The following is an 18,149-nucleotide window of genomic DNA, read 5'->3' on the forward strand; positions in this document are numbered from 1 at the left end:
GTTATTTTTTTTTACTTTTTTGTCGTGCTAAGATATTATTATACTTTGTGCTCTAAAATGTATTTTTCGACAAATGGGGTACAATTAAAGTATAGAGATAAGGAAAGGGTGGAGTAGAAACCATGTACTTCAAAAAAATCGGCGTTGTAGGCGGCGGGACCATGGGGCAGGGCATTGCGGAGATGCTGGCAGCCAAGGGCCTTGACGTACTGCTCGTAGAGAAAACTCCAGAGAAACTGGACTATTCATACCGAATGATCGAGACCAGTCTAGATAAACAACTGGAGAAATGGGGAATTACCCAGGCAGAGAAGAAACTGATCCTGAACCGGATTCAAAAAGTAACTCATTTTGCGGAGCTTAGCACCTGCGATATGGTAATTGAGACGATCATAGAGGACTTGGATGCAAAGAAAGAAGTATTTACACAGCTGGATCAGGTTTGTCCAAGCCACGTAATATTAGCAAGTAATACATCCACGCTTAGTTTGACGGAGCTCGCCAGCTCCACCAAATATCCTGAGCGTGTTATTGGCATGCACTTCATACATCCCGTTTCCAAGGTCGACCTCGTTGAAATCATTCGCGGCTTGAAGACTTCAGATCATACGTTTAACGAAACCAAACGCTTTGTTGAGGAAGTTTCGGATAAAAAGGGCATCATGGTCTATGAATCTCCAGGTTTCGTCACCACCCGCATGATCACGCTCATGATCAACGAAGCGATGCATCTCCTGCAAGAAGGCGTAGCCTCCGCGGAAGATATCGACGACGCCATGAGAATCGGATATAACTTCCAGCACGGACCGCTGGAAATGGCCGACCGTTTCGGCCTGGATTCCATTCTCGCCGCGCTGGAGCGCATGTTCCGCGAGTACGGCGAACTGAAATACCGTCCATCGATTGTCTTGAAGAAATTGGTTCGCGCAGGACAACTGGGCGTTAAAACCGGAGAAGGCTTTTTCAAGTACGACAAGGATGGTGACCGGGTATGAATATTCTCGTAATTAATGCAGGCAGTTCTTCGCTGAAGTATCAACTGTACGATATGACGGATGAATCCGTGCTGGCAAAAGGATTGGTTGAACGGATCGGCATGGATTCCTCGATTCTGACGCATAAGCCGACAGGAAAACAGGACGTAACCGAAGTCAGCGAAATTCTGGAGCATACTACCGCGATCCGCAAAGTGCTTGGCATGCTGACAAACGAGGAGCACGGCGTGATCGATTCCATCGAAAGCATTCAGGCCGTAGGGCATCGCGTGGTGCATGGCGGGGAATCTTTTAAAGAGTCCGCTCTCGTAGACAGTGACGCCAAAGCGGAAATCCGCCGCTTGTTCGATCTGGCTCCGCTGCACAATCCGGCCTCGATGATGGGGATCAAAGCCGCAGAAACCAATATGCCTGGCGTTCCGCAGGTCGTTGTGTTTGATACGGCGTTCCATCAGACCATGCCGGAGAAATCGTACCTGTACGCTATTCCTAGAGTACTTTATAATAAGTATAAAGTACGTCGTTACGGTGCGCACGGTACTTCCCATGCCTATGTCAGCCAGGCAGCGGCAGAATTCCTGAACCGTCCGCTGGAGGATCTGAAGATCATTACCTGCCATATCGGGAACGGGGCTTCCCTCACAGCGGTAAAAGGCGGCAAGTCCATCGATACTTCCATGGGCATGACGCCGCTGGAAGGGCTCATGATGGGTACGCGCAGCGGTGATTTGGATCCTGCGATCGTGCCGTTTGTCATGAATAAGGAAGAGCTTACCGTAAATGAAGTGAACTCCATGCTGAACAAGCACAGCGGCTTGCTGGCGATTTCCGGAATCAGCAGCGATATGCGCGAGATCACGGAAGGCATGGAAAAAGGCGATCCGAACTCCACATTAGCTTTTGAAATGTACGAGTATCGTGTCCGTAAATACATCGGTTCTTATGCTGCCGCCATGAATGGCGTGGATGTCATCGTATTTACGGCGGGCGTCGGCGAGAATTCGATCGTTCTTCGTCAAAGAGTGCTTGAGCAGCTTACCTATCTCGGAGTAGAATTGGATGAGGAGCTGAACAGCATTCGATCCGGCGAGCCGCGCCGTATTTCCGCGGCGAACTCGAAGGTTGAGGTACTCGTGATCCCTACCAATGAAGAATTGGTTATCGCGCGGGATACGCATCGTATCGTTCAAGCTTCCAACCGTTAAATAGTAGTGATATAAGGGAGAGATTTATGCATGGCCACCAAAAGTGTGATTCGTAACGTCAACCAGCATGTCGGCGAGACCGTCACGATCGGCGCCTGGATCAACAACAAGCGTTCCAGCGGGAAGATTCAATTCCTGCAGCTTCGCGACGGCTCCGGCTATATCCAGGGCGTTGTAGTGAAGAGCGAAGTATCCGAACAGGTATGGGAAGACGCGAAAAGCCTGACACAAGAAAGCTCTTTGTATGTGACGGGTGTTATACGTGAAGAGCCGCGGAGCCAATCGGGTTATGAGATGACGGTTACCGGCATTGAAATTATACATCTTACGGAAAACTATCCGATTACGCCTAAAGAGCACGGTGTCGATTATTTGATGGACCATCGTCATCTGTGGCTTCGTACGCAGAAACAACGTGCGATTATGGTGATCCGTGCAGAAATTATCCGCGCCGTTCAAGAGTACTTTGATACCAACGGCTTTACGCTTGTGGATCCGCCGATTTTGACTCCGACTTCTGCGGAAGGCACAACCAATCTGTTCCACACGAAATATTTTGATGAGGATGCCTATTTGACCCAGAGCGGACAGCTGTACATGGAAGCTGCTGCCATGGCACTCGGCAAGGTATACTCCTTCGGGCCGACATTCCGCGCCGAGAAGTCCAAAACCCGCCGTCACCTCATCGAGTTCTGGATGATTGAGCCTGAGATGGCCTTCACGGACCATGAGGAGAGCCTTCAGGTGCAGGAGCAGTTCATCAGCCATGTGGTGCAATCCGTCGTTAAAAACTGCCGTCAGGAGCTTGAAACGATCGGTCGCGACATATCGAAGCTGGAGGCGATCCAGGCGCCGTTCCCGCGGATTACGTACGATGAGGCGATTGACTTCCTGCACACGCAGGATTTTGATATTCCTTGGGGCGAGGATTTCGGCGCGCCGCACGAAACGGCCATTGCCGAGAAGTATGACAAGCCGGTCTTCATTACCCATTATCCGGCGGGCATCAAGGCTTTCTACATGAAGCCGGATCCGAATCGTCCGGAGGTCGTGCTGTGCGCGGATATGATCGCGCCGGAAGGTTACGGCGAGATTATCGGAGGATCGCAGCGGATTGACGATCCACAGCTGCTCGAAGAGCGCTTCAAGGAGCATGACCTATCGATGGAAACTTATCAATGGTATATGGATTTGCGTAAATACGGCACCGTGCCTCATTCCGGATTCGGCTTAGGCCTTGAGCGTACCGTTGCGTGGATTTGCGGCTTGGATCATGTTCGTGAAACGATTCCGTTCCCACGGACCCTGTACCGGATGTACCCGTAAGCCGTGAGAGGTGAGTCCATGGACCACGGCAACGCGGAAACCGGCATGAACGGTTGGACGGCCGGCGCCGCTGCCGGCATGAGCCAAGGGATGGCGATCATTCCTTATGCCCTGCTCCGGCATTACCGGTCACTTGGTTTAAGCGATCGCGAAGCGATGCTGGTCATCCATTTGATCGGGTATCAGCAGGTGGAGTTTAAGACGTTTCCTTCGCTGGAGGAGCTTGCGGAGGTAACGGGCTCTCCTGCCGCCTTCATCGCTGCAAGCCTGCAGCGCCTGATGAAGGTAGGACTGATCGGCATTGATGAATATGTCGACGAGGGCCAGGGAATTCATTATGAGCGGTACAATCTGAACGGATTGTATGAGAAGCTTGCTACGTGCCTGGCCCAAGAGGGCAGGGACAAAAGCCCTGAAGCAGCCAAGTTTGCTTCACCTCTGTTGAATGCCCGTCCAGCTTCCGGCAAAACAGCTGCATCGGAGAAACCCGCTCCGGAGAAGGAAGAGCGGAATCTGTTCACCATTTTCGAAAAGGAATTCGGACGTCCGCTATCGCCGATGGAGCTGGAGACAATCTCCGGCTGGGTCGACGCGGACCGCTACCCGGACGAGTTGATCCTGTTAGCGCTAAAAGAGGCGGTATTTGCGGGCAAATTGCATTTCCGCTACATTGACCGGATCCTGCTCGAATGGAGCCGCAACCGGGTGCGTACCGCACAGGATGCCAAAGCCTATACGCAGAAATTCAGAAATATCGGAAGATAGCTCAGAAGCACGTCCATGAAGGACGTGCTTTTTTTATATGCGATGGAAATATTCCGTTACCAAGCGTTTTGACTCATGATGGAAAATGCGGTCTTATACGAATAAAATTTGCAAAATGCAGAAACTAGCTGTCCCTTTTTTCCCCTGTCATGTGTTATAAATCATGAGGGCACCTTCAGTGATGATTTGCTGATGAGAGGGGAAGGCCTAGCATGGGTGGATGAGGCCCAAAATCTTTATTACCATATCGCATTGAACAGCAAAGCGAAGTTAACAAAAGAGAACATGATAGAAATCGCAGAGCGCTTTATTAACTAACGACATGTACATGTCCCAAAGGTTTTGTGAAACCTAAGCCCTTGGGACTTTCTTTATGCAGCCGGCCGGGTCCAGCGGCCGTTTCAGGTCCTGATTAGCAGGAGAACCCCTCCGGATTAGCGAATGCATATAGTTGCAGCATCGGCCGGAGGGGGAGATGGAGATGAGATACAAGGCCATTATTTTTGATCTGGACAACACGTTGCTAGACTACAGCCAGAGCGAAAAGAAATGCATGCAGCAGGCGCTGGAGTTATACCGTCTGCATGAGGATTTGACGTGGGATGAGTTCTGGGGGACATTCAGTCCGATCAATTTTAATTACTGGATGAACCGAGTTCAGCATAATCACGACATTAGGCAGGTGTTGGAGCACTCCTTCACGGACACGTTCCTTGGATTGAAGCGGGAATTTAACCAGTGCCGGGAGATCTCGGAAACATACTGGGGGTTATTTTGCAGTTCCCCCCATTTGGAGCCGCATGCCGATCTTATACTGGAGCACCTGCACGGCAATTTTGCGCTCGGCGTGATCTCCAACGGCATTGGTGAAGCACAGCGCAAACGTCTTGCGGCAGGAGGCTTGTTTCATTATTTTGATTCCTTCATCATTTCGGATGAAGTAAAGTACTGGAAGCCGGATCCGCATATCTTTGACCTTGCTTTGCAGGAATTAGCGGTTGACTCAAGCGAGGTGCTGTACATAGGGGATTCGCTTACGGATGATTATGAAGGAGCAGCGAATGCAGGAATTGACTTTTGTTATTATAATCGCCGGGGCGCCCCTTTAAGCGACCGTCATCGGCCTGCTTATACGATCAAGGATCTTATGGAGCTCAAGGATCTGACTTAGGAATCATGAAAGAAGGAGAATGATCGAATTGAAATACAAGCATATTCTATTTGATTTGGACGGAACCCTGACCGATCCGCGCGAAGGCATCACGAAAGCTGTGAGGCACGCACTCGGTCAGCAAGGGATTATCGTCAACGATCTTTCCGAGCTGGAATGTTTTATCGGTCCCCCGCTCCAGGAGACCTTCACCGAAAAGTACCATTTCAGCGAGGCCGAGGCTTGGGAAGCAATTCTCAGCTATCGCGAATATTTCAAGGACACCGGCCTGTATGAAAATGAAGTATATGTCGGCATTCGCGATGTATTGGATTTACTGTTATCGCAAGGGCGACAGTTGTATGTCGCTACCTCCAAGCCTGCGGTTTTTGCGGAAACGATACTTGAGCATTTCCAGCTGTCCGCTTATTTTACCATGGTGTGCGGAAGCGAACTGGACGGCACCCGGTCCGCCAAAACCGAAATCATTCAGCATGTTCTGGATACTTGCCGCATTGATGCTTCGGAAGCCGTCATGATCGGAGATCGGATGCATGATTTAATAGGAGCACGGAATTGCGGGATACACAGCATGGCTGCAGGTTACGGCTATGGTTCGGAGGAAGAGCTGACGGCATGCCGGCCGACCTATTTCTTCAAAACGGTGGAGGAGATGCTCCGGTCGTTTGCAAGCTTAGCGGTTTAGGATCTCCTGCCGATGAGACGGAGGCTTCGATTTTTCGCCTAACATCGGTTATAATGGTCATAACCAGTCGGAATGTCATAATTTGTGAAGGGAGGGGCATGATCATGATCATGATGGGAAGATTGACGATGAGCTCTATGCAAAGTCTATATGATGAACAACGGCGGTTGTTTGCATGGAGCGATGAGAAAGTTACCGCCTGATTACCTCGCGTAGAGAGGGCCGTTTATCTATTGGACTTTGCATCCTTAAAACCTTTATTTTAATTTTAAGGAGCAGAGCTACCATGAAATATATAAACGCGGATATTATACTTCCCGAGGAATTGCTGAAGGAAGTGCAAAAATATGTACAGGGCGGGATGGTATACATCCCGAAACCCGAAGGATTGCGCAAGAAATGGGGAGAAAACTCGGGCAGCCGGGTGTATTTGAAAAAAAGAAACCTGGAAATCCGGCAGCTGTTTGCTTCAGGCGCCACGATTGACCAGCTTTCTTCTCAGTATTGTTTATCCTGCGATTCCATCAAAAAAATCGTGTATACCAAAAACAAGTAAAAGCAAGTCACATTGGAACTGATTCTGATGTGGCATTTTTCTTGTGTAAAAAGCGGGTCGAATCAGGTATCATGAAATGAAAAGACGATGTGTGGGATGGGAGAGAAAAGTTTGTCCGTAAGGAAACGCTCAAGTGACTTTACAGTTTGCTTCATGCTTCTGGCTGTGGCTATTATTGGGGTTCAGCTAATTTCATTTCCGATGGTTTTTATATGGGGGGCCGTTTTGACTCTGGCTTATATCGCGTGCAGGAGGGTCAGTCTGTTCAACCCTTCGAAACGGATAAGCGATACAGCCATGCTGGCGCTGAACATGATCATGGGGTACATCCTTTATCGTACCTTTGGTGAAATCATACAGAATGGGTTGGCCGATCACGAAGCCTGGGGAATTATTCTATCGAGGCTGGGCCTGATTCTGTTCGTGATGCCCTTTGCGCTCGCGGCAATGCGGACGAGAGAAAAACCGCTTTATCTTGCCATAGGCACCTGGAGGTCAACGATTTATTTTCCATGGATATTCAAGGGCCCGCTCAAGGACCCGATCTGGCGGTTTATGCTGATATTCCTGGTTATGGTTTGTGCCGTATTTTCATTTTTTATGGACTGGGGACAGCCTGAACTCCTGGCTCTTGCCGGTTATGCCCTTTCTTTTGCGCTGATCAATGCAGTGCTGGAGGAGCTGTTATGGCGGGGTTACATACTTAGTCATTTTGCAAGTCGGTTTGGGGAGCTGAAAGGGCTTGTCATCGCCGGAGTTACCTTTGGTTTATACCATTACCACCTCGGTTTTTCATGGCCCGTTTGCCTGTTGTTTTCCATCTTTGGTATCATGATGGGGGGCGTAGCTATTCGTTCGAAAGGATTGGCTCCCGTCATGGTCATGCATTTTGCGATGAACGTTCTATTCGTCCTTAGCGGTATGATTCTGTAACCTTCCTAAGGGCGTCGATAGACGTTCTTTTTTGTTTTGGCCGGTACGGGCAAACTATGGGACAAGCTGTGTTGGTCTTTTTTTTAGATTCATCCATATTTTTTTTGAAAAAGTGCAGGGGCAGCTCATAAAGCTGACGTCTATGTATTTGGGAAGGAGGGGAGAGTTATTGATGCAGAAACGTTAATCGCGCGCATCCTGCAAGGTGAGCAAGAAGCCTTTCGGGAACTGGTGAACCAATACAGCCAGCACGTGTTCCATACGGCATATTCGGTCCTGCGGGATGCCAAGGAAGCGGAGGATGCGTCGCAGGAAGTGTTCATACAAGTATACAAAGCTCTCCCCCAGTACAGATCTGAAGGTTTTAAGACCTGGATTACCCGCATCGCCTTGAACAAAGCGATTGACATGAAGAGGAAGCTTTCCCGTAAACCGCCGGAGCAGCTGCCCGGCGAACATGAAGAAGTGCTGGATAAACTCCCTTCCCGGGACGAGGATGTGGTTTCTCTGCTCATACATAAGGAGAGAAGAGAGGAACTTCGAGAGAAAATTGAAGCATTGCCGGACAATCACCGCGCCATTATTAAGGCTTTTTATTTGGAAGAGAAAAACTACGAACAAATCGCAGCCGAGCTGAACGTCACGGTCAAGACGGTTGAATCGAAATTATACCGGGCCAGACAATGGATTCGGAAATCGTGGAAGGAGGAGGAGTGGAAATGAACGCCAAGGATCACGAGCTCAAGCTGCTGACCGAACGTTATGTTAGAGGGGAAGGCTCGCCCGAAGAACGAACTTCTTATGAAGAGCTCATGCTAACGGATGACGGCGTGCTGGAGATCTATATGCAGGTTCTGTCGGAGCTTGATGCCGAACTTCCCGGTATGGCAGATCCTGAAGCATTTGCCGAGCAGGTGGTGGAACATGAACAGATTAAGCCCTACACCCCGAAAGCACCGCTGCGGATTCAGGAGCGGCCCAAGCGCTGGTACGAACGCGCCATCGTCCATTATGCCATAGCGGCGTCCATTACGATGCTGTTCCTCTTCACCGGGGCATTCGACCGGCTGCTTCCCAGTGAGATTAGCGGTCAGGTCCCTTTATCCGATACGCCTTCCTATAGTGAGCAATGGGTGGAAAAAACAACGGGCTGGCTGGACCGGCTATTAACCAGATAAGAAAAATGAAAGGAAGATGCTTAGTGCAACCGCAACGAAGTAAAGGTTTTGCCTTTATACTCAATATCCTTCCGGGTCTCGGCCATTATTACTGGGGGAGGAAGGGACGGGCGCTGTTATATCCGCTGCTGTTCTTCGGAAGCCTGTTCGGCGGGATTTTGCTTGGAATCATGTCGGCTTCCGACGCAGTATTTGCGCTGGGACTTCTCGGTGCTTTAATGATCTGGGGGATCAGCATGCTCGATCTGCTCATTGCGTTGATCCGTTATACCCCCGTCACGATTATTCATGATGAATTCGGGCGGCCGATGGAGATTCGCCAGGACAAGAGCGATGAGTCCGAGCGCTTTTATACCATCCTGCTGTCCTTCATTCCCGGCCTTGGCCATTTTCAACTGGGCTTGATGCAGCGCGGGCTGTCATTCCTGATCGCCTTTTTCGGACTTGGAACGATTCTGGTGTTCCTGACGGGGTTGACTCATGAATCGGTGTTCCTGCTGTTTTTGGGCATGCTGCCGATCATATGGCTTTATTGCATGTTTGACGTGGTACAGCTGGTTCACCGCAAGCAAGCCGGGGACCTGCTCATAGACCGCACGCTGTTTGATGAGCTGGAGAGCGGCCGGGAGAGCGGGCGCCGCAGCAAAGTGTTTGCCACCTTGCTATCGGCGTTTCCCGGAGCGGGTCAAATGTATTTGGGTTTGCAAAAACGCGGACTGCAACTCATGGTTCTATTTCTTGGCAGCATCTATGTACTGGATGTGCTTAAGCTCTCGGTATTCCTGTTTTTGATCCCGTTGATCTGGTTTTATGCCTTTTTCGATGGTTTGCAGCAAGTCAGCCGCTATGGCCGGGAGCCGCTCCGGGATCGGCCGATCATCTCGGGCCTTGGAAATCAGCAGCGCTGGCTCGGGCTTGGCCTGCTCATCCTTGGCATCTATTTCGTATTTACGAGCGTAGTGATGCCTTATGTTGAAACGCTGTTTCCGGATTTGCACCTGGATTACCGGATCCGAACCTACATGAAAACCGTGATCGTAGCGGTGCTTCTCATCGGAGGAGGAATCAAGCTGATGACAGGCTCGAAGAAGGATTCACGGAGTGGAAATCGTCCATTTTATGATTCCGACAACGATTAAAATGTCTGATCATCACCTGAAAGATTCCAACCGATGATCAAGCGTGCGCAAATCAACCAGTATTGATGAACGAGACATGGGGGGAGATATTGTGGCCAAGAATCTGTATTATTTGTTGTATATTGCTCTGTTTGTTGGGACCTGTTTGTTTGTCGTCAATGCCTACTCCTCGCCGGATCCGGTACCGTCGCCTTCGATCTCTTTATCGGAGCAGGATCAGAATCGGCTATGATTCACCTAGCGTTTAGCGTTCCAAAGAAAAAAACCTGTAAAACGATTGTGATCGTTTTACAGGTTTTTTAGCTTTCGTTCAACGAGAATATAAATCAGGATAAAAACGATGACGGTTGAAATCACGGTCGTCATGAAATGGCCGGTAAGCCTGGCGATCAACAGCAGGATGACTCCGAAAATCATCAGCAGCAAGCTGACGTAGGCGTTGGCAACTTTAAAATTCCGTTCATTTTTGAGTGAAGACGTCGTTTTGTAAGCATAAAAACTTGTGGAGCTTTTAGGCGGAATCAAAAAGAGGACCAACCCGTACAAAATAAACACGACGCCGATGGCTAAGCTTTCAAGCACCCTACACACTCCTCTGGAAGGATAAGCCGGATGCACCCCGAACCGAAGCGTTCGGATTTCAGGGTGCCAGGACCTGTCGCGCGGGATATCCGGCTGATTAAGCTCAATCCCCGCAAGGCTAAAATCACTTGGAACCGGCTGCATTCAGAAGCAAACGGCGGTAGGAATATTCGAATATAAACTCAAAGGCCTCCAGATGTTTTTTGGCTTCGAACGCATTTTTGCCCCAGGCATAGATGCCGTGGTTACGCAGCAAAATGCCGGGTACCGCCGGATCGAGCGCGCCGGGAACGAGCTCTGCAATCCGCGGAATGTCCGCATAGTTCGGCAGGATCGGAATGCGGATCGCCGCGTCCTCTTCCCAAATGTTAAAGGCTTTGATCAGCTCGATTCCTTGGGCAGGTACGTAACCTTGTTCACCATACCAATCGCTGATCAGGTTGTTGTCGATGGTGTGCACATGGAAAATGGCGCCGCAGCCGGTTTTCCGGTAGATTTCACAGTGGATTAAAGTTTCCGCGCTGGGCTTTAAGCCGGTTGCTTCGCAAGGGACGCCGTTCTGGTCCACAAAGAGATAATCCTCCGGCGTATGTACGGATTTGTCTTTTCCGCTGGCCGTGACGGCAAAATAAAACTGCTCCGGATGGAATTCGCCAACACGGACGGAAAGATTGCCGCTGGTACCCGGGAACCAGTTTCTGGATGCAAACAGTTCCTTGATTCCTCTAAGTTCCTGCAGCGCAGCCTGCTTCTGTTCGAGCTGGATATCTGAAAATGCCACTTACAGCACCTCCTGCGTAAACTTGTCTTTCATGTCGTTCTGAATATCGGTAAATGTCTCGAATGGTACATGAAACACGCCAAGCTTCTTGCACTGCTCGGTGAGCGTGGAGCGGGAATAGACCAGGTCGGCCTGCTTGGCGCCTTCAAAATCGGTAAGGCTGTCACCGATGAGAATCCGGTAATATCGGTCGGCTGGAAAACGGTCCATCACCGTAACCTTGCACATGCCGCAGTCGTTATGGCAGGATTCCTTGCAAGGATGCGGCCAGGTAATCTCAATGCGATCCCCTTCGAAATCGGCACCGTTGCAGAAGATATGGTCCGCCGGAATGCCAAAGGGCTTCAGCAGAGGATCGACAAAGAAATCGATGCCGCCGCTTGTGACATAGAACTCGATCTGCTCGGATTTCAAATAGTCAAGGAACGCTGCGAAGCCTTCCCGTATCCCGGCATGGCTCAGCACATACTCGGTAATTTCTTCTCTCATGGAGGAAGGGAAGAGCGCGAACATGCGGCCAACGCCTTCCCGAATTGAAATGGTGCGGTCAACCGTATCCTGCATGATCGGCTCGAAGCCTTCCGGTTTGAAGTGTTTCATGATGGCAACGATGTTATCGTTGTTCGTGATAGTTCCGTCGAAATCGCAAAAAATAATCGGCTGTTTTGCTCCTGATGTCATGCTTCTCCTCCCCAGATGTCCAGCGCGGCTTTCAGTTCTTCGTGCTCTTCGGCATAGTGGGCAAGCGGCACGGATTTCATCGTTGCCTCAATCGCCTGTACAAAGGCTTTGCCGCCCGCTTCGGTTCCCATCGGATGACCGTGGATTCCGCCGCCCGCGTTAACGACCACATCGGTACCGAAATCCCGGATGATGCGCGGAACGAGTCCCGGATGAATTCCCGCGGACGGTACCGGCATGCTTCGCTTCACGCCAAGCTTAGCGCTATGCAGCTCGTCGCGAATGGCGAGATTCTCTTCCCTTGGCATCGTGACGGAGCCGTAAGGAGAAGGGAAGAGCACCAGATCGGCTCCGGCGATCCGCATCAGCTGGCCGAGCAGCACAGGTGCCGCAATCCCATAGTGCGGAGAAGGATAGATGGCGCCGGCAAGCGCTGGGTGAGCCGCGATGGGTACCGTAATCTCCGGATCGCTGCTCAGCTCGTGCAGGACGTCATACCCGTAGGACAGCACATTGAAGAGCAGGGCATTGGCGCCTGCATCGATCGCGCGCAATGCTTGCTCGCGCAGCTGCGATGTACGGCCGGTCAAATTGGCCGCGTACAGCAGTTTTTTGCCCGTCTGCTGTTCGACGTCCGCAGCGGCTTGAATGCACATGCTGACCCGTTTTTCAATCGGGGTGAGGTCGTTCTCGAACAGGATTTCGTCATCCTTGATCAGATCCACGCCGCCGAGCGCCTGGCGGATAAATTGGGCTCTAAGCTCGTCCGCATTCAGTCCGATCACCGATTTGAAGATGCTCATGAGCAGCGGACGGTCATGGACGCCAAGAAGGCTTCGGATTCCGTCGATGCCATGCTTCGGTCCGGGAAATGCACTCAGGAAGTCGGGAGACAGCTCCAGGGACGTCAGCTTGATGCGCCCGTCCATGGAAATTTTGCCGAACACGGTCACCAGCAGGGCAGGAATATCCCGGCTAAAATTGATGTCCGGATAAGCGATGCTGACATCCGCATAACGGCTGCCCGGCTCCCAGCCCTCGTGAACCTGAATGTCAACGACCTCGCCAAGATGTTTCTGCATGGCTTCGCGTTTGGCCTGCGGCAGCTCGGTCCAGCTGCCAACCGTCATGCCAACGGCAATGGAGGTCGCTTTCTTACGGAAATCCGCCTGGTCGTCATAAATTCGGTACGTTGCAATACAGCGGCTCATGAGATCTGCTCCTTCAGCATGGCGCCCATTTCTTTGGAGCGCTCAGCGCAGCGGTTTACGGCGGCAATGACCGTTTCGAAGAAATCGCCTTTGTCGAGCGTTTCCAGGGCAGCTTGCGTCGATCCGTTCGGCGATGTAATCTTCGCGCGCAGCGACGACGGCTGTTCCCCGGTCTGCTGGACCATGCGGGCGGCACCCAAAATGGTTTGAAGCGTCAGCTCGCGGCTTTGCTCCGGCGTCAGGCCGCCGCGGATTCCCGCTGCGGTCATGGCTTCCATCATGTAATAGAAGTAAGCCGGGCCGCTGCCGGATATCCCGGTCAGGATGTCCATCTTCTCTTCTTCGATGACCGTCACGTGGCCAACTGCCTCGAACAAAGTCAGCACGAGATGACGCTGTTCTTCGCTGATTTCCTTCGAGAACGCAATGCCCGTGGAACCAAGCCCGATCGAAGCGGATGTATTCGGCATCGTTCTAGCAATGGGCTGCTGGTTTCCCAGCAGCGTCTGCGTCGTATAAATCGAAAGTCCGGCGATCACGGAGATGATCAATTGGTCGCTGGAGAGCTTGGGTCCCAGTTCTTTCAGCGCTTTGGCGGCATCCTTCGGTTTCATGGCCAGCACGATCACCGGCGAGGTTTTCAAAATTTCGATTTTGGCGGCCACGTCGTTGTTGATCTGGACGCCGTAGCGTTCGCTCAGTTCCAGAAGGCGCTGGGCGTTGCTACGGTTCAGCATCGTAATATTCTCGGGAAGCACGACAGAACGGCTCACTAATCCTCGTACGATCGCTTCGGCCATCGAGCCTGCGCCGTAGAAGGTGATTGCTTTATCTATTAAAGGTCGGTTCTGCGGGGATTGGCACATCGTTTTGTTCCTCCTTCATGGCTTGGGATGAATGATTTATTCGCGTATTTGACCACTACCGATAATAACATATTTGGAGGAAGTAAGCGCGGGTAACCCCATAGGTCCCCGGGCATGCAGCTTCTGGGTGCTGATCCCGATTTCGGCGCCGAAGCCGAATTCAAAGCCGTCGGTGAAGCGGGTCGAAGCGTTATGATAGACAGCCGCTGCGTCTACTTCCTGCAGGAAACGCTCCGCATGATCCTCGTTCTCCGTTACGATGCATTCGGAATGCTTCGTGCCATATACCGAAATGTGCTCGATGGCCTCATCCAAGCGGTCCACGATTTTAATGTTCAAAATATAGTCGTTATACTCTGTCGCGTAATCCTCGGACGTTGCGACGGCAGCCCAAGGAATATATTCCAGGGTTCGCTGGCATCCGCGCAGCTCGACATTACGCTCACGGAAAACTTCGGCCAGCGAAGTCAGGTGCGATTTGGCATACTCCGCATGGACGAGCAAGGTTTCCATGGAATTGCAGACCGAAGGACGCTGCACCTTGGCATTGATGCTGATGGCGGCGGCCATGTCCGGCCGTGCCGATGCGTCCAGGTACGTATGGCATATGCCCGCCCCGGTTTCGATGACCGGCACGGTGGCGTTCATCACGACGTTCTGAATCAGGGAGCTGCCGCCGCGCGGGATGATGACATCCAGCAGTCCGTTCAGTTTCAGCATTTCATCCACGGAGGAGCGGTTCGGGTCCTCGATAAGCTGAAGCGCTTCTTTAGGCAGCGCAGTGCGTTCCATAGCTTCGTGAAGCACTTCGATGATTTTGCGGTTGGAGGAGAGGGCGGATGATCCGCCCCGCAGGACGACCGCATTGCCCGTCTTCAAGCACAGCCCGGCGGCATCGACCGTCACATTGGGACGTGCTTCATATATGATGCCGATCACGCCAAGGGGAACGCGTTTCTTCACGATGTTCAGTCCGTTCGGACGATCGATCGTTTCCAAGGTGTCGCCGATCGGGTCCGGCAGCTCCACGATTTGGCGCAACCCTTCGGCAATGCCCTCGATTCTGGCTTCGTTCAGTGCCAGCCGATCCAGCAGGGAAGCAGAGGTGCCAAGTTCCTTCCCGCGCCGAAGATCCTCTGCGTTGGCTTCCATGATATCTGCCGTCCGCTGGATCAGGGCATCGGCCATGATCAGCAGCGCCTGGTTTTTCTCCTCCGTGCTCAGTCTGCCAAGACGAAATGCAGCCTGCTTGGCGAGCTGAGCTTTATTGCGTACCTCACTCATAATGATTCCTCCTTCGTATAGGTGATTAAAAGAAATAACTTCGGAATGCGATACGGACTATTTTAACGTAATCCATTCATCGCGGTGAATAACCTCGAGCCGATGGATTTCGCCGATAATACCGATGACTTGGCTGCTCGGCAATCCGAGCACGGCCTGCAGCTGGTCCTCGTCGTAATTGACGATGCCTCTGCCGAGCCTTACGTTGTCCATATTGACGACTTCCACCACATCGCCTGCATGGAAACTGCCTTCGATCCGTTTAACGCCAACGGGAAGGAGGCTGTGCCCCCCGTGGATCAGCGCCTTCTCGGCACCGGGATCGACTACGATCCGACCCAGCGGCGAGGACATAAAGCCGAGCCATTGCTTTTTCACAGGCAGGGCCGACAGGTGAGTGGCAAAATACGTACCTTTGCCGCTGTGCCCCAATGCTTTCACCAGATCGCCGGGCTCGTTGGCTTTGCCGATGAATACGGGAACGCCGCCGCGGGTGGCGATTTTGGCGGCATCGATTTTCGAGCGCATGCCGCCGGTTCCGACGCTGGAGCCGGCCCCTCCCGCCATGCTGTAAATTTCATCGGTAATGTCATGAATTTCCTCGTATTTCTTGGCATCCGGCGACTTGCGCGGATCGGCCGTGTATAAGCCGTCCGTATCGGTCAGGATGATTAATTGCTGAGCGCGGACCAGGTTGGCGACTAGTGCGGATAACGTATCGTTATCGCCGAATTTCAGCTCGTCAATCGAAACCGTGTCGTTCTCGTTAATGATGGGGATGACGCCTTGCTTCAAAAGCTCCGTAATCGTCATGCTGGCGTTGTTCATGCGTTTGCGGTTCGCAAAGTCCATTCTCGTCAACAGAATCTGGGCCGCTTTCAGTTGATGGGAGGCCAGCGCATTCTGGTAAGCCCGCATGAGCAGCGCTTGGCCCAATGCAGCGGATGCTTGCTTCTCATGGAGCAGCTTGGGCCTAGTCTCGTACCCGATCTCCCTAAACCCTGCTGCGACGGCTCCGGAGGTCACGAGGAGAACTTCATGGCCGGCCTCGCGGAGCCCGGCAAGTTCCCCGGCAAAAAACGCAACCGAATCCAGATTAAGTCCGCCTTCGTCTGTCGTTAGGGAGCTGCTTCCAATCTTTACGACGATGCGCGAGAGCATCGTGATCACTTCCTTGTATTTATGATGGTAGGAACGGCTGTTTCGAATCCATTTCCCTGAAAATAAAAAAACCTTCGTCCTGTATGAGAAAGGACGAAAGTTGGACTTCCGCGGTACCACCTTTATTGATGAGCGCAGCTCATCCGGCTTTGGCCCTGTAACAGAAGGCGCTGTCCTGGCAAGCCAGGCCGCTCGGGGGTAGGATTCGGAAAGGGGTCACGGCAAATTCTTTCAGCCCATGGAATTTGCTCTCTGATCATCGTGCCGCATGCTTTCGTACTGGTCCCGTCTTTGCGTTTGGGAAACTGCATTCGATTGTTATTGCAAGAATAGCACATCGTTTTTGATTTTTCAAAAGGAATTAGGTTAGCCGAACAGGTTCAGCTTGCCGATCCGGTAGGCGGCTTCCCGCATTCGTTCCTCGCTGGTTAACAGGCCGACGCGGACATACCCCTCGCCGTGATCCCCAAAGCCTACGCCAGGCGCGACGGCCACCTTGGCCTCCTCCAGCAGCAAGTCGGCAAAGGATACCGAGGTGTATCCCTTCGGCACGGGCAGCCAGCTAAAGAAGGAGCCGGCCGGTTTCGGGGCCTGCCACCCGATTTCGGACAGGGCGCCGAAGAAGGCATCCCTTCTCGACTGGTAGCGCGACACCAGTTGGTCGACGCAGTCCTGCGACGAGGTGAGAGCCGCAGCAGCAGCCGCTTGGATGCCGCCGAACAGGCTGACATAGATATGGTCCTGCAGCATATTGATCAGCGAGATGATGTTTCGGTTCCCCAGGGCGAAGCCGACGCGCCATCCTGCCATATTGTAGGTTTTGGAGAGGGTGTAGAATTCCACGCCCACCTCCTTGGCGCCTTCCGCTTGCAGGAAGCTGACCGGACGGTCTCCGTCAAAACCGATCGCCCCATATGCAAAGTCACTGGCTACCACGATCCCGTGTTCGGCGGCGAATGCCACCGTATCCTCGTAGAAGGATAAAGGAGCGACGGCGGATGTCGGATTGTTCGGGTAATTCAGGAACATCAGCTTCGCTTTTTCCCGGTCTGCAGGCGATATAGCGCCATAGTCGGGAAGGAAGCGGTTATCTGCGGTTAACGGCATGAACTTCATTTGCGCGCGGGCGAGAGCAACGCCTGACCAGTAATCCGGGTAACCCGGGTCCGGTACAAGACAGACATCCCCGGGATTCAGGAGGATTTGCGGCAGCTGCACCAGCCCGGTTTTTCCCCCGAACAGAATGGCGACTTCCGTTTCCGGATCCAGATCGACGTTATAGTCCTCCTTGTATCGATGCGCGATGGCTTCCTTCAGAAAGGAAAAGCCGGTAAAAGGCGAATATTTGTGAAACTGCGGATTGTCGGCCGCATCCTTCAGGCTCGATACGATATGAGGCGGCGTGGGCTGATCGGGATTTCCCTGCCCGAGATTGATTACATCATGCCCTTGAGACACTTGGCGGTTTACCTTGGAGACCAGGGTCGCGAAAAATTGCGTAGGCAGCTGGGCCATGATCTCGGCCGGCTCTATGTGGAAAACGTCTGGCTTTTTGTTCATTGCAGGTTCATCACTCCGTTATCTGATTACACTCTAAATACGTCTATAATGGAAAACAATTAGGATTAAT

The 18,149-nt window shown here is 52.1% G+C and carries 20 protein-coding genes; 12 read left to right on the forward strand and 8 right to left on the reverse strand.

What is annotated here, in order from left to right:
- The first annotated feature begins 122 nt into the window (after positions 1 to 122).
- From P0X86_RS12270 to P0X86_RS12325, 12 genes are all read left to right on the forward strand, one after another.
- Positions 123 to 995, forward strand: coding sequence for a 3-hydroxyacyl-CoA dehydrogenase family protein (locus tag P0X86_RS12270; RefSeq protein ID WP_036665598.1), 873 nt, complete (start codon positions 123 to 125; stop codon positions 993 to 995).
- Complete coding sequence (locus P0X86_RS12275; RefSeq protein WP_015734567.1) at positions 992 to 2,200, forward strand: acetate/propionate family kinase; 1,209 nt, start codon at positions 992 to 994, stop codon at positions 2,198 to 2,200. Before P0X86_RS12270 ends, P0X86_RS12275 begins: the two co-directional genes overlap by 4 nt.
- A 30-nt stretch (positions 2,201 to 2,230) precedes the next feature.
- Positions 2,231 to 3,526 carry an asparagine--tRNA ligase gene (asnS, locus tag P0X86_RS12280; protein ID WP_277748574.1) on the forward strand — a complete coding sequence of 432 codons (1,296 nt, stop codon included), beginning with the start codon at positions 2,231 to 2,233 and terminating at the stop codon, positions 3,524 to 3,526.
- A gap of 18 nt (positions 3,527 to 3,544) precedes the next feature.
- Positions 3,545 to 4,291, forward strand: coding sequence for a DnaD domain-containing protein (locus P0X86_RS12285; RefSeq protein ID WP_277748575.1), 747 nt, complete (start codon positions 3,545 to 3,547; stop codon positions 4,289 to 4,291).
- Positions 4,292 to 4,772: 481 nt separating this feature from the next.
- Positions 4,773 to 5,462 carry an HAD family hydrolase gene (locus tag P0X86_RS12290; protein WP_277748576.1) on the forward strand — a complete coding sequence of 230 codons (690 nt, stop codon included), beginning with the start codon at positions 4,773 to 4,775 and terminating at the stop codon, positions 5,460 to 5,462.
- A 19-nt stretch (positions 5,463 to 5,481) separates the two neighbouring features.
- Entirely contained in the window at positions 5,482 to 6,147 is a 666-nt protein-coding gene (locus P0X86_RS12295) for an HAD family hydrolase (RefSeq protein ID WP_277748577.1), read from the forward strand.
- A 286-nt stretch (positions 6,148 to 6,433) separates the two neighbouring features.
- Positions 6,434 to 6,703: a CD3324 family protein gene (locus P0X86_RS12300; RefSeq protein ID WP_009595112.1), complete on the forward strand. Its 270-nt coding sequence runs from the start codon at positions 6,434 to 6,436 to the stop codon at positions 6,701 to 6,703.
- Positions 6,704 to 6,928: 225 nt separating this feature from the next.
- A complete protein-coding gene (locus P0X86_RS12305) occupies positions 6,929 to 7,636 on the forward strand; it encodes a CPBP family intramembrane glutamic endopeptidase (protein ID WP_277748578.1) in 708 nt (235 codons plus the stop codon).
- Between the two features lie 231 nt (positions 7,637 to 7,867).
- On the forward strand, positions 7,868 to 8,359 hold the full coding sequence (locus P0X86_RS12310; protein ID WP_277748579.1) for an RNA polymerase sigma factor: 492 nt from the start codon (positions 7,868 to 7,870) through the stop codon (positions 8,357 to 8,359).
- Positions 8,356 to 8,814, forward strand: coding sequence for a hypothetical protein (locus P0X86_RS12315; protein WP_096773307.1), 459 nt, complete (start codon positions 8,356 to 8,358; stop codon positions 8,812 to 8,814). Before P0X86_RS12310 ends, P0X86_RS12315 begins: the two co-directional genes overlap by 4 nt.
- A gap of 23 nt (positions 8,815 to 8,837) precedes the next feature.
- Positions 8,838 to 9,953 (forward strand): hypothetical protein, encoded by a 1,116-nt coding sequence (locus P0X86_RS12320; protein ID WP_096773308.1) that lies wholly within the window; start codon positions 8,838 to 8,840, stop codon positions 9,951 to 9,953.
- Between the two features lie 91 nt (positions 9,954 to 10,044).
- The gene (locus tag P0X86_RS12325; RefSeq protein ID WP_009595238.1) at positions 10,045 to 10,185 is read left to right on the forward strand and encodes a hypothetical protein; all 141 of its coding nucleotides are present in this window, start codon (positions 10,045 to 10,047) and stop codon (positions 10,183 to 10,185) included.
- A 56-nt stretch (positions 10,186 to 10,241) separates the two neighbouring features.
- Here the strand turns inward: P0X86_RS12325 and P0X86_RS12330 are convergent, their stop codons facing one another.
- The 8 genes from P0X86_RS12330 to P0X86_RS12365 form a co-directional block, all read right to left on the reverse strand.
- Positions 10,242 to 10,535 (reverse strand): SdpI family protein, encoded by a 294-nt coding sequence (locus tag P0X86_RS12330; protein ID WP_015734579.1) that lies wholly within the window; start codon positions 10,533 to 10,535, stop codon positions 10,242 to 10,244.
- A 124-nt stretch (positions 10,536 to 10,659) separates the two neighbouring features.
- Positions 10,660 to 11,316: a methylthioribulose 1-phosphate dehydratase gene (locus tag P0X86_RS12335; RefSeq protein ID WP_009595132.1), complete on the reverse strand. Its 657-nt coding sequence runs from the start codon at positions 11,314 to 11,316 to the stop codon at positions 10,660 to 10,662.
- The gene (locus P0X86_RS12340; protein ID WP_096773310.1) at positions 11,317 to 11,997 is read right to left on the reverse strand and encodes a 2-hydroxy-3-keto-5-methylthiopentenyl-1-phosphate phosphatase; all 681 of its coding nucleotides are present in this window, start codon (positions 11,995 to 11,997) and stop codon (positions 11,317 to 11,319) included. It abuts the gene before it with no gap.
- Positions 11,994 to 13,208, reverse strand: a complete 1,215-nt coding sequence (locus tag P0X86_RS12345) for a 2,3-diketo-5-methylthiopentyl-1-phosphate enolase (protein ID WP_090910861.1) — start codon at positions 13,206 to 13,208, stop codon at positions 11,994 to 11,996. The genes P0X86_RS12340 and P0X86_RS12345 overlap by 4 nt, the downstream gene beginning before the upstream one ends.
- The gene (gene proC, locus P0X86_RS12350; RefSeq protein ID WP_277748580.1) at positions 13,205 to 14,074 is read right to left on the reverse strand and encodes a pyrroline-5-carboxylate reductase; all 870 of its coding nucleotides are present in this window, start codon (positions 14,072 to 14,074) and stop codon (positions 13,205 to 13,207) included. Before proC ends, P0X86_RS12345 begins: the two co-directional genes overlap by 4 nt.
- A gap of 36 nt (positions 14,075 to 14,110) precedes the next feature.
- Positions 14,111 to 15,358 (reverse strand): glutamate-5-semialdehyde dehydrogenase, encoded by a 1,248-nt coding sequence (locus P0X86_RS12355; protein WP_213577815.1) that lies wholly within the window; start codon positions 15,356 to 15,358, stop codon positions 14,111 to 14,113.
- A gap of 57 nt (positions 15,359 to 15,415) precedes the next feature.
- Positions 15,416 to 16,519 carry a glutamate 5-kinase gene (gene proB, locus P0X86_RS12360; RefSeq protein ID WP_228468960.1) on the reverse strand — a complete coding sequence of 368 codons (1,104 nt, stop codon included), beginning with the start codon at positions 16,517 to 16,519 and terminating at the stop codon, positions 15,416 to 15,418.
- A 366-nt stretch (positions 16,520 to 16,885) separates the two neighbouring features.
- Positions 16,886 to 18,079 (reverse strand): pyridoxal phosphate-dependent aminotransferase, encoded by a 1,194-nt coding sequence (locus P0X86_RS12365; RefSeq protein WP_277748581.1) that lies wholly within the window; start codon positions 18,077 to 18,079, stop codon positions 16,886 to 16,888.
- Positions 18,080 to 18,149: the final 70 nt, after the last annotated feature.

This window comes from Paenibacillus sp. BR1-192 (assembly GCF_029542445.1).
Classification (GTDB): domain Bacteria; phylum Bacillota; class Bacilli; order Paenibacillales; family Paenibacillaceae; genus Paenibacillus_AQ; species Paenibacillus_AQ lautus_A.

What these genes read in the sequence shown, in the direction of transcription:
- P0X86_RS12270 (WP_036665598.1), top strand. Translation starts at nt 123, where the DNA reads ATGTACTTCAAAAAAATCGGCGTTGTAGGCGGCGGGACCATGGGGCAG.
- P0X86_RS12275 (WP_015734567.1), top strand. Translation starts at nt 992, where the DNA reads ATGAATATTCTCGTAATTAATGCAGGCAGTTCTTCGCTGAAGTATCAA.
- asnS (WP_277748574.1), top strand. Translation starts at nt 2,231, where the DNA reads ATGGCCACCAAAAGTGTGATTCGTAACGTCAACCAGCATGTCGGCGAG.
- P0X86_RS12285 (WP_277748575.1), top strand. Translation starts at nt 3,545, where the DNA reads ATGGACCACGGCAACGCGGAAACCGGCATGAACGGTTGGACGGCCGGC.
- P0X86_RS12290 (WP_277748576.1), top strand. Translation starts at nt 4,773, where the DNA reads ATGAGATACAAGGCCATTATTTTTGATCTGGACAACACGTTGCTAGAC.
- P0X86_RS12295 (WP_277748577.1), top strand. Translation starts at nt 5,482, where the DNA reads ATGATCGAATTGAAATACAAGCATATTCTATTTGATTTGGACGGAACC.
- P0X86_RS12300 (WP_009595112.1), top strand. Translation starts at nt 6,434, where the DNA reads ATGAAATATATAAACGCGGATATTATACTTCCCGAGGAATTGCTGAAG.
- P0X86_RS12315 (WP_096773307.1), top strand. Translation starts at nt 8,356, where the DNA reads ATGAACGCCAAGGATCACGAGCTCAAGCTGCTGACCGAACGTTATGTT.
- P0X86_RS12340 (WP_096773310.1), bottom strand. Translation starts at nt 11,997, where the DNA reads ATGACATCAGGAGCAAAACAGCCGATTATTTTTTGCGATTTCGACGGA.
- P0X86_RS12345 (WP_090910861.1), bottom strand. Translation starts at nt 13,208, where the DNA reads ATGAGCCGCTGTATTGCAACGTACCGAATTTATGACGACCAGGCGGAT.
- proC (WP_277748580.1), bottom strand. Translation starts at nt 14,074, where the DNA reads ATGTGCCAATCCCCGCAGAACCGACCTTTAATAGATAAAGCAATCACC.
- P0X86_RS12355 (WP_213577815.1), bottom strand. Translation starts at nt 15,358, where the DNA reads ATGAGTGAGGTACGCAATAAAGCTCAGCTCGCCAAGCAGGCTGCATTT.
- proB (WP_228468960.1), bottom strand. Translation starts at nt 16,519, where the DNA reads ATGCTCTCGCGCATCGTCGTAAAGATTGGAAGCAGCTCCCTAACGACA.
- P0X86_RS12365 (WP_277748581.1), bottom strand. Translation starts at nt 18,079, where the DNA reads ATGAACAAAAAGCCAGACGTTTTCCACATAGAGCCGGCCGAGATCATG.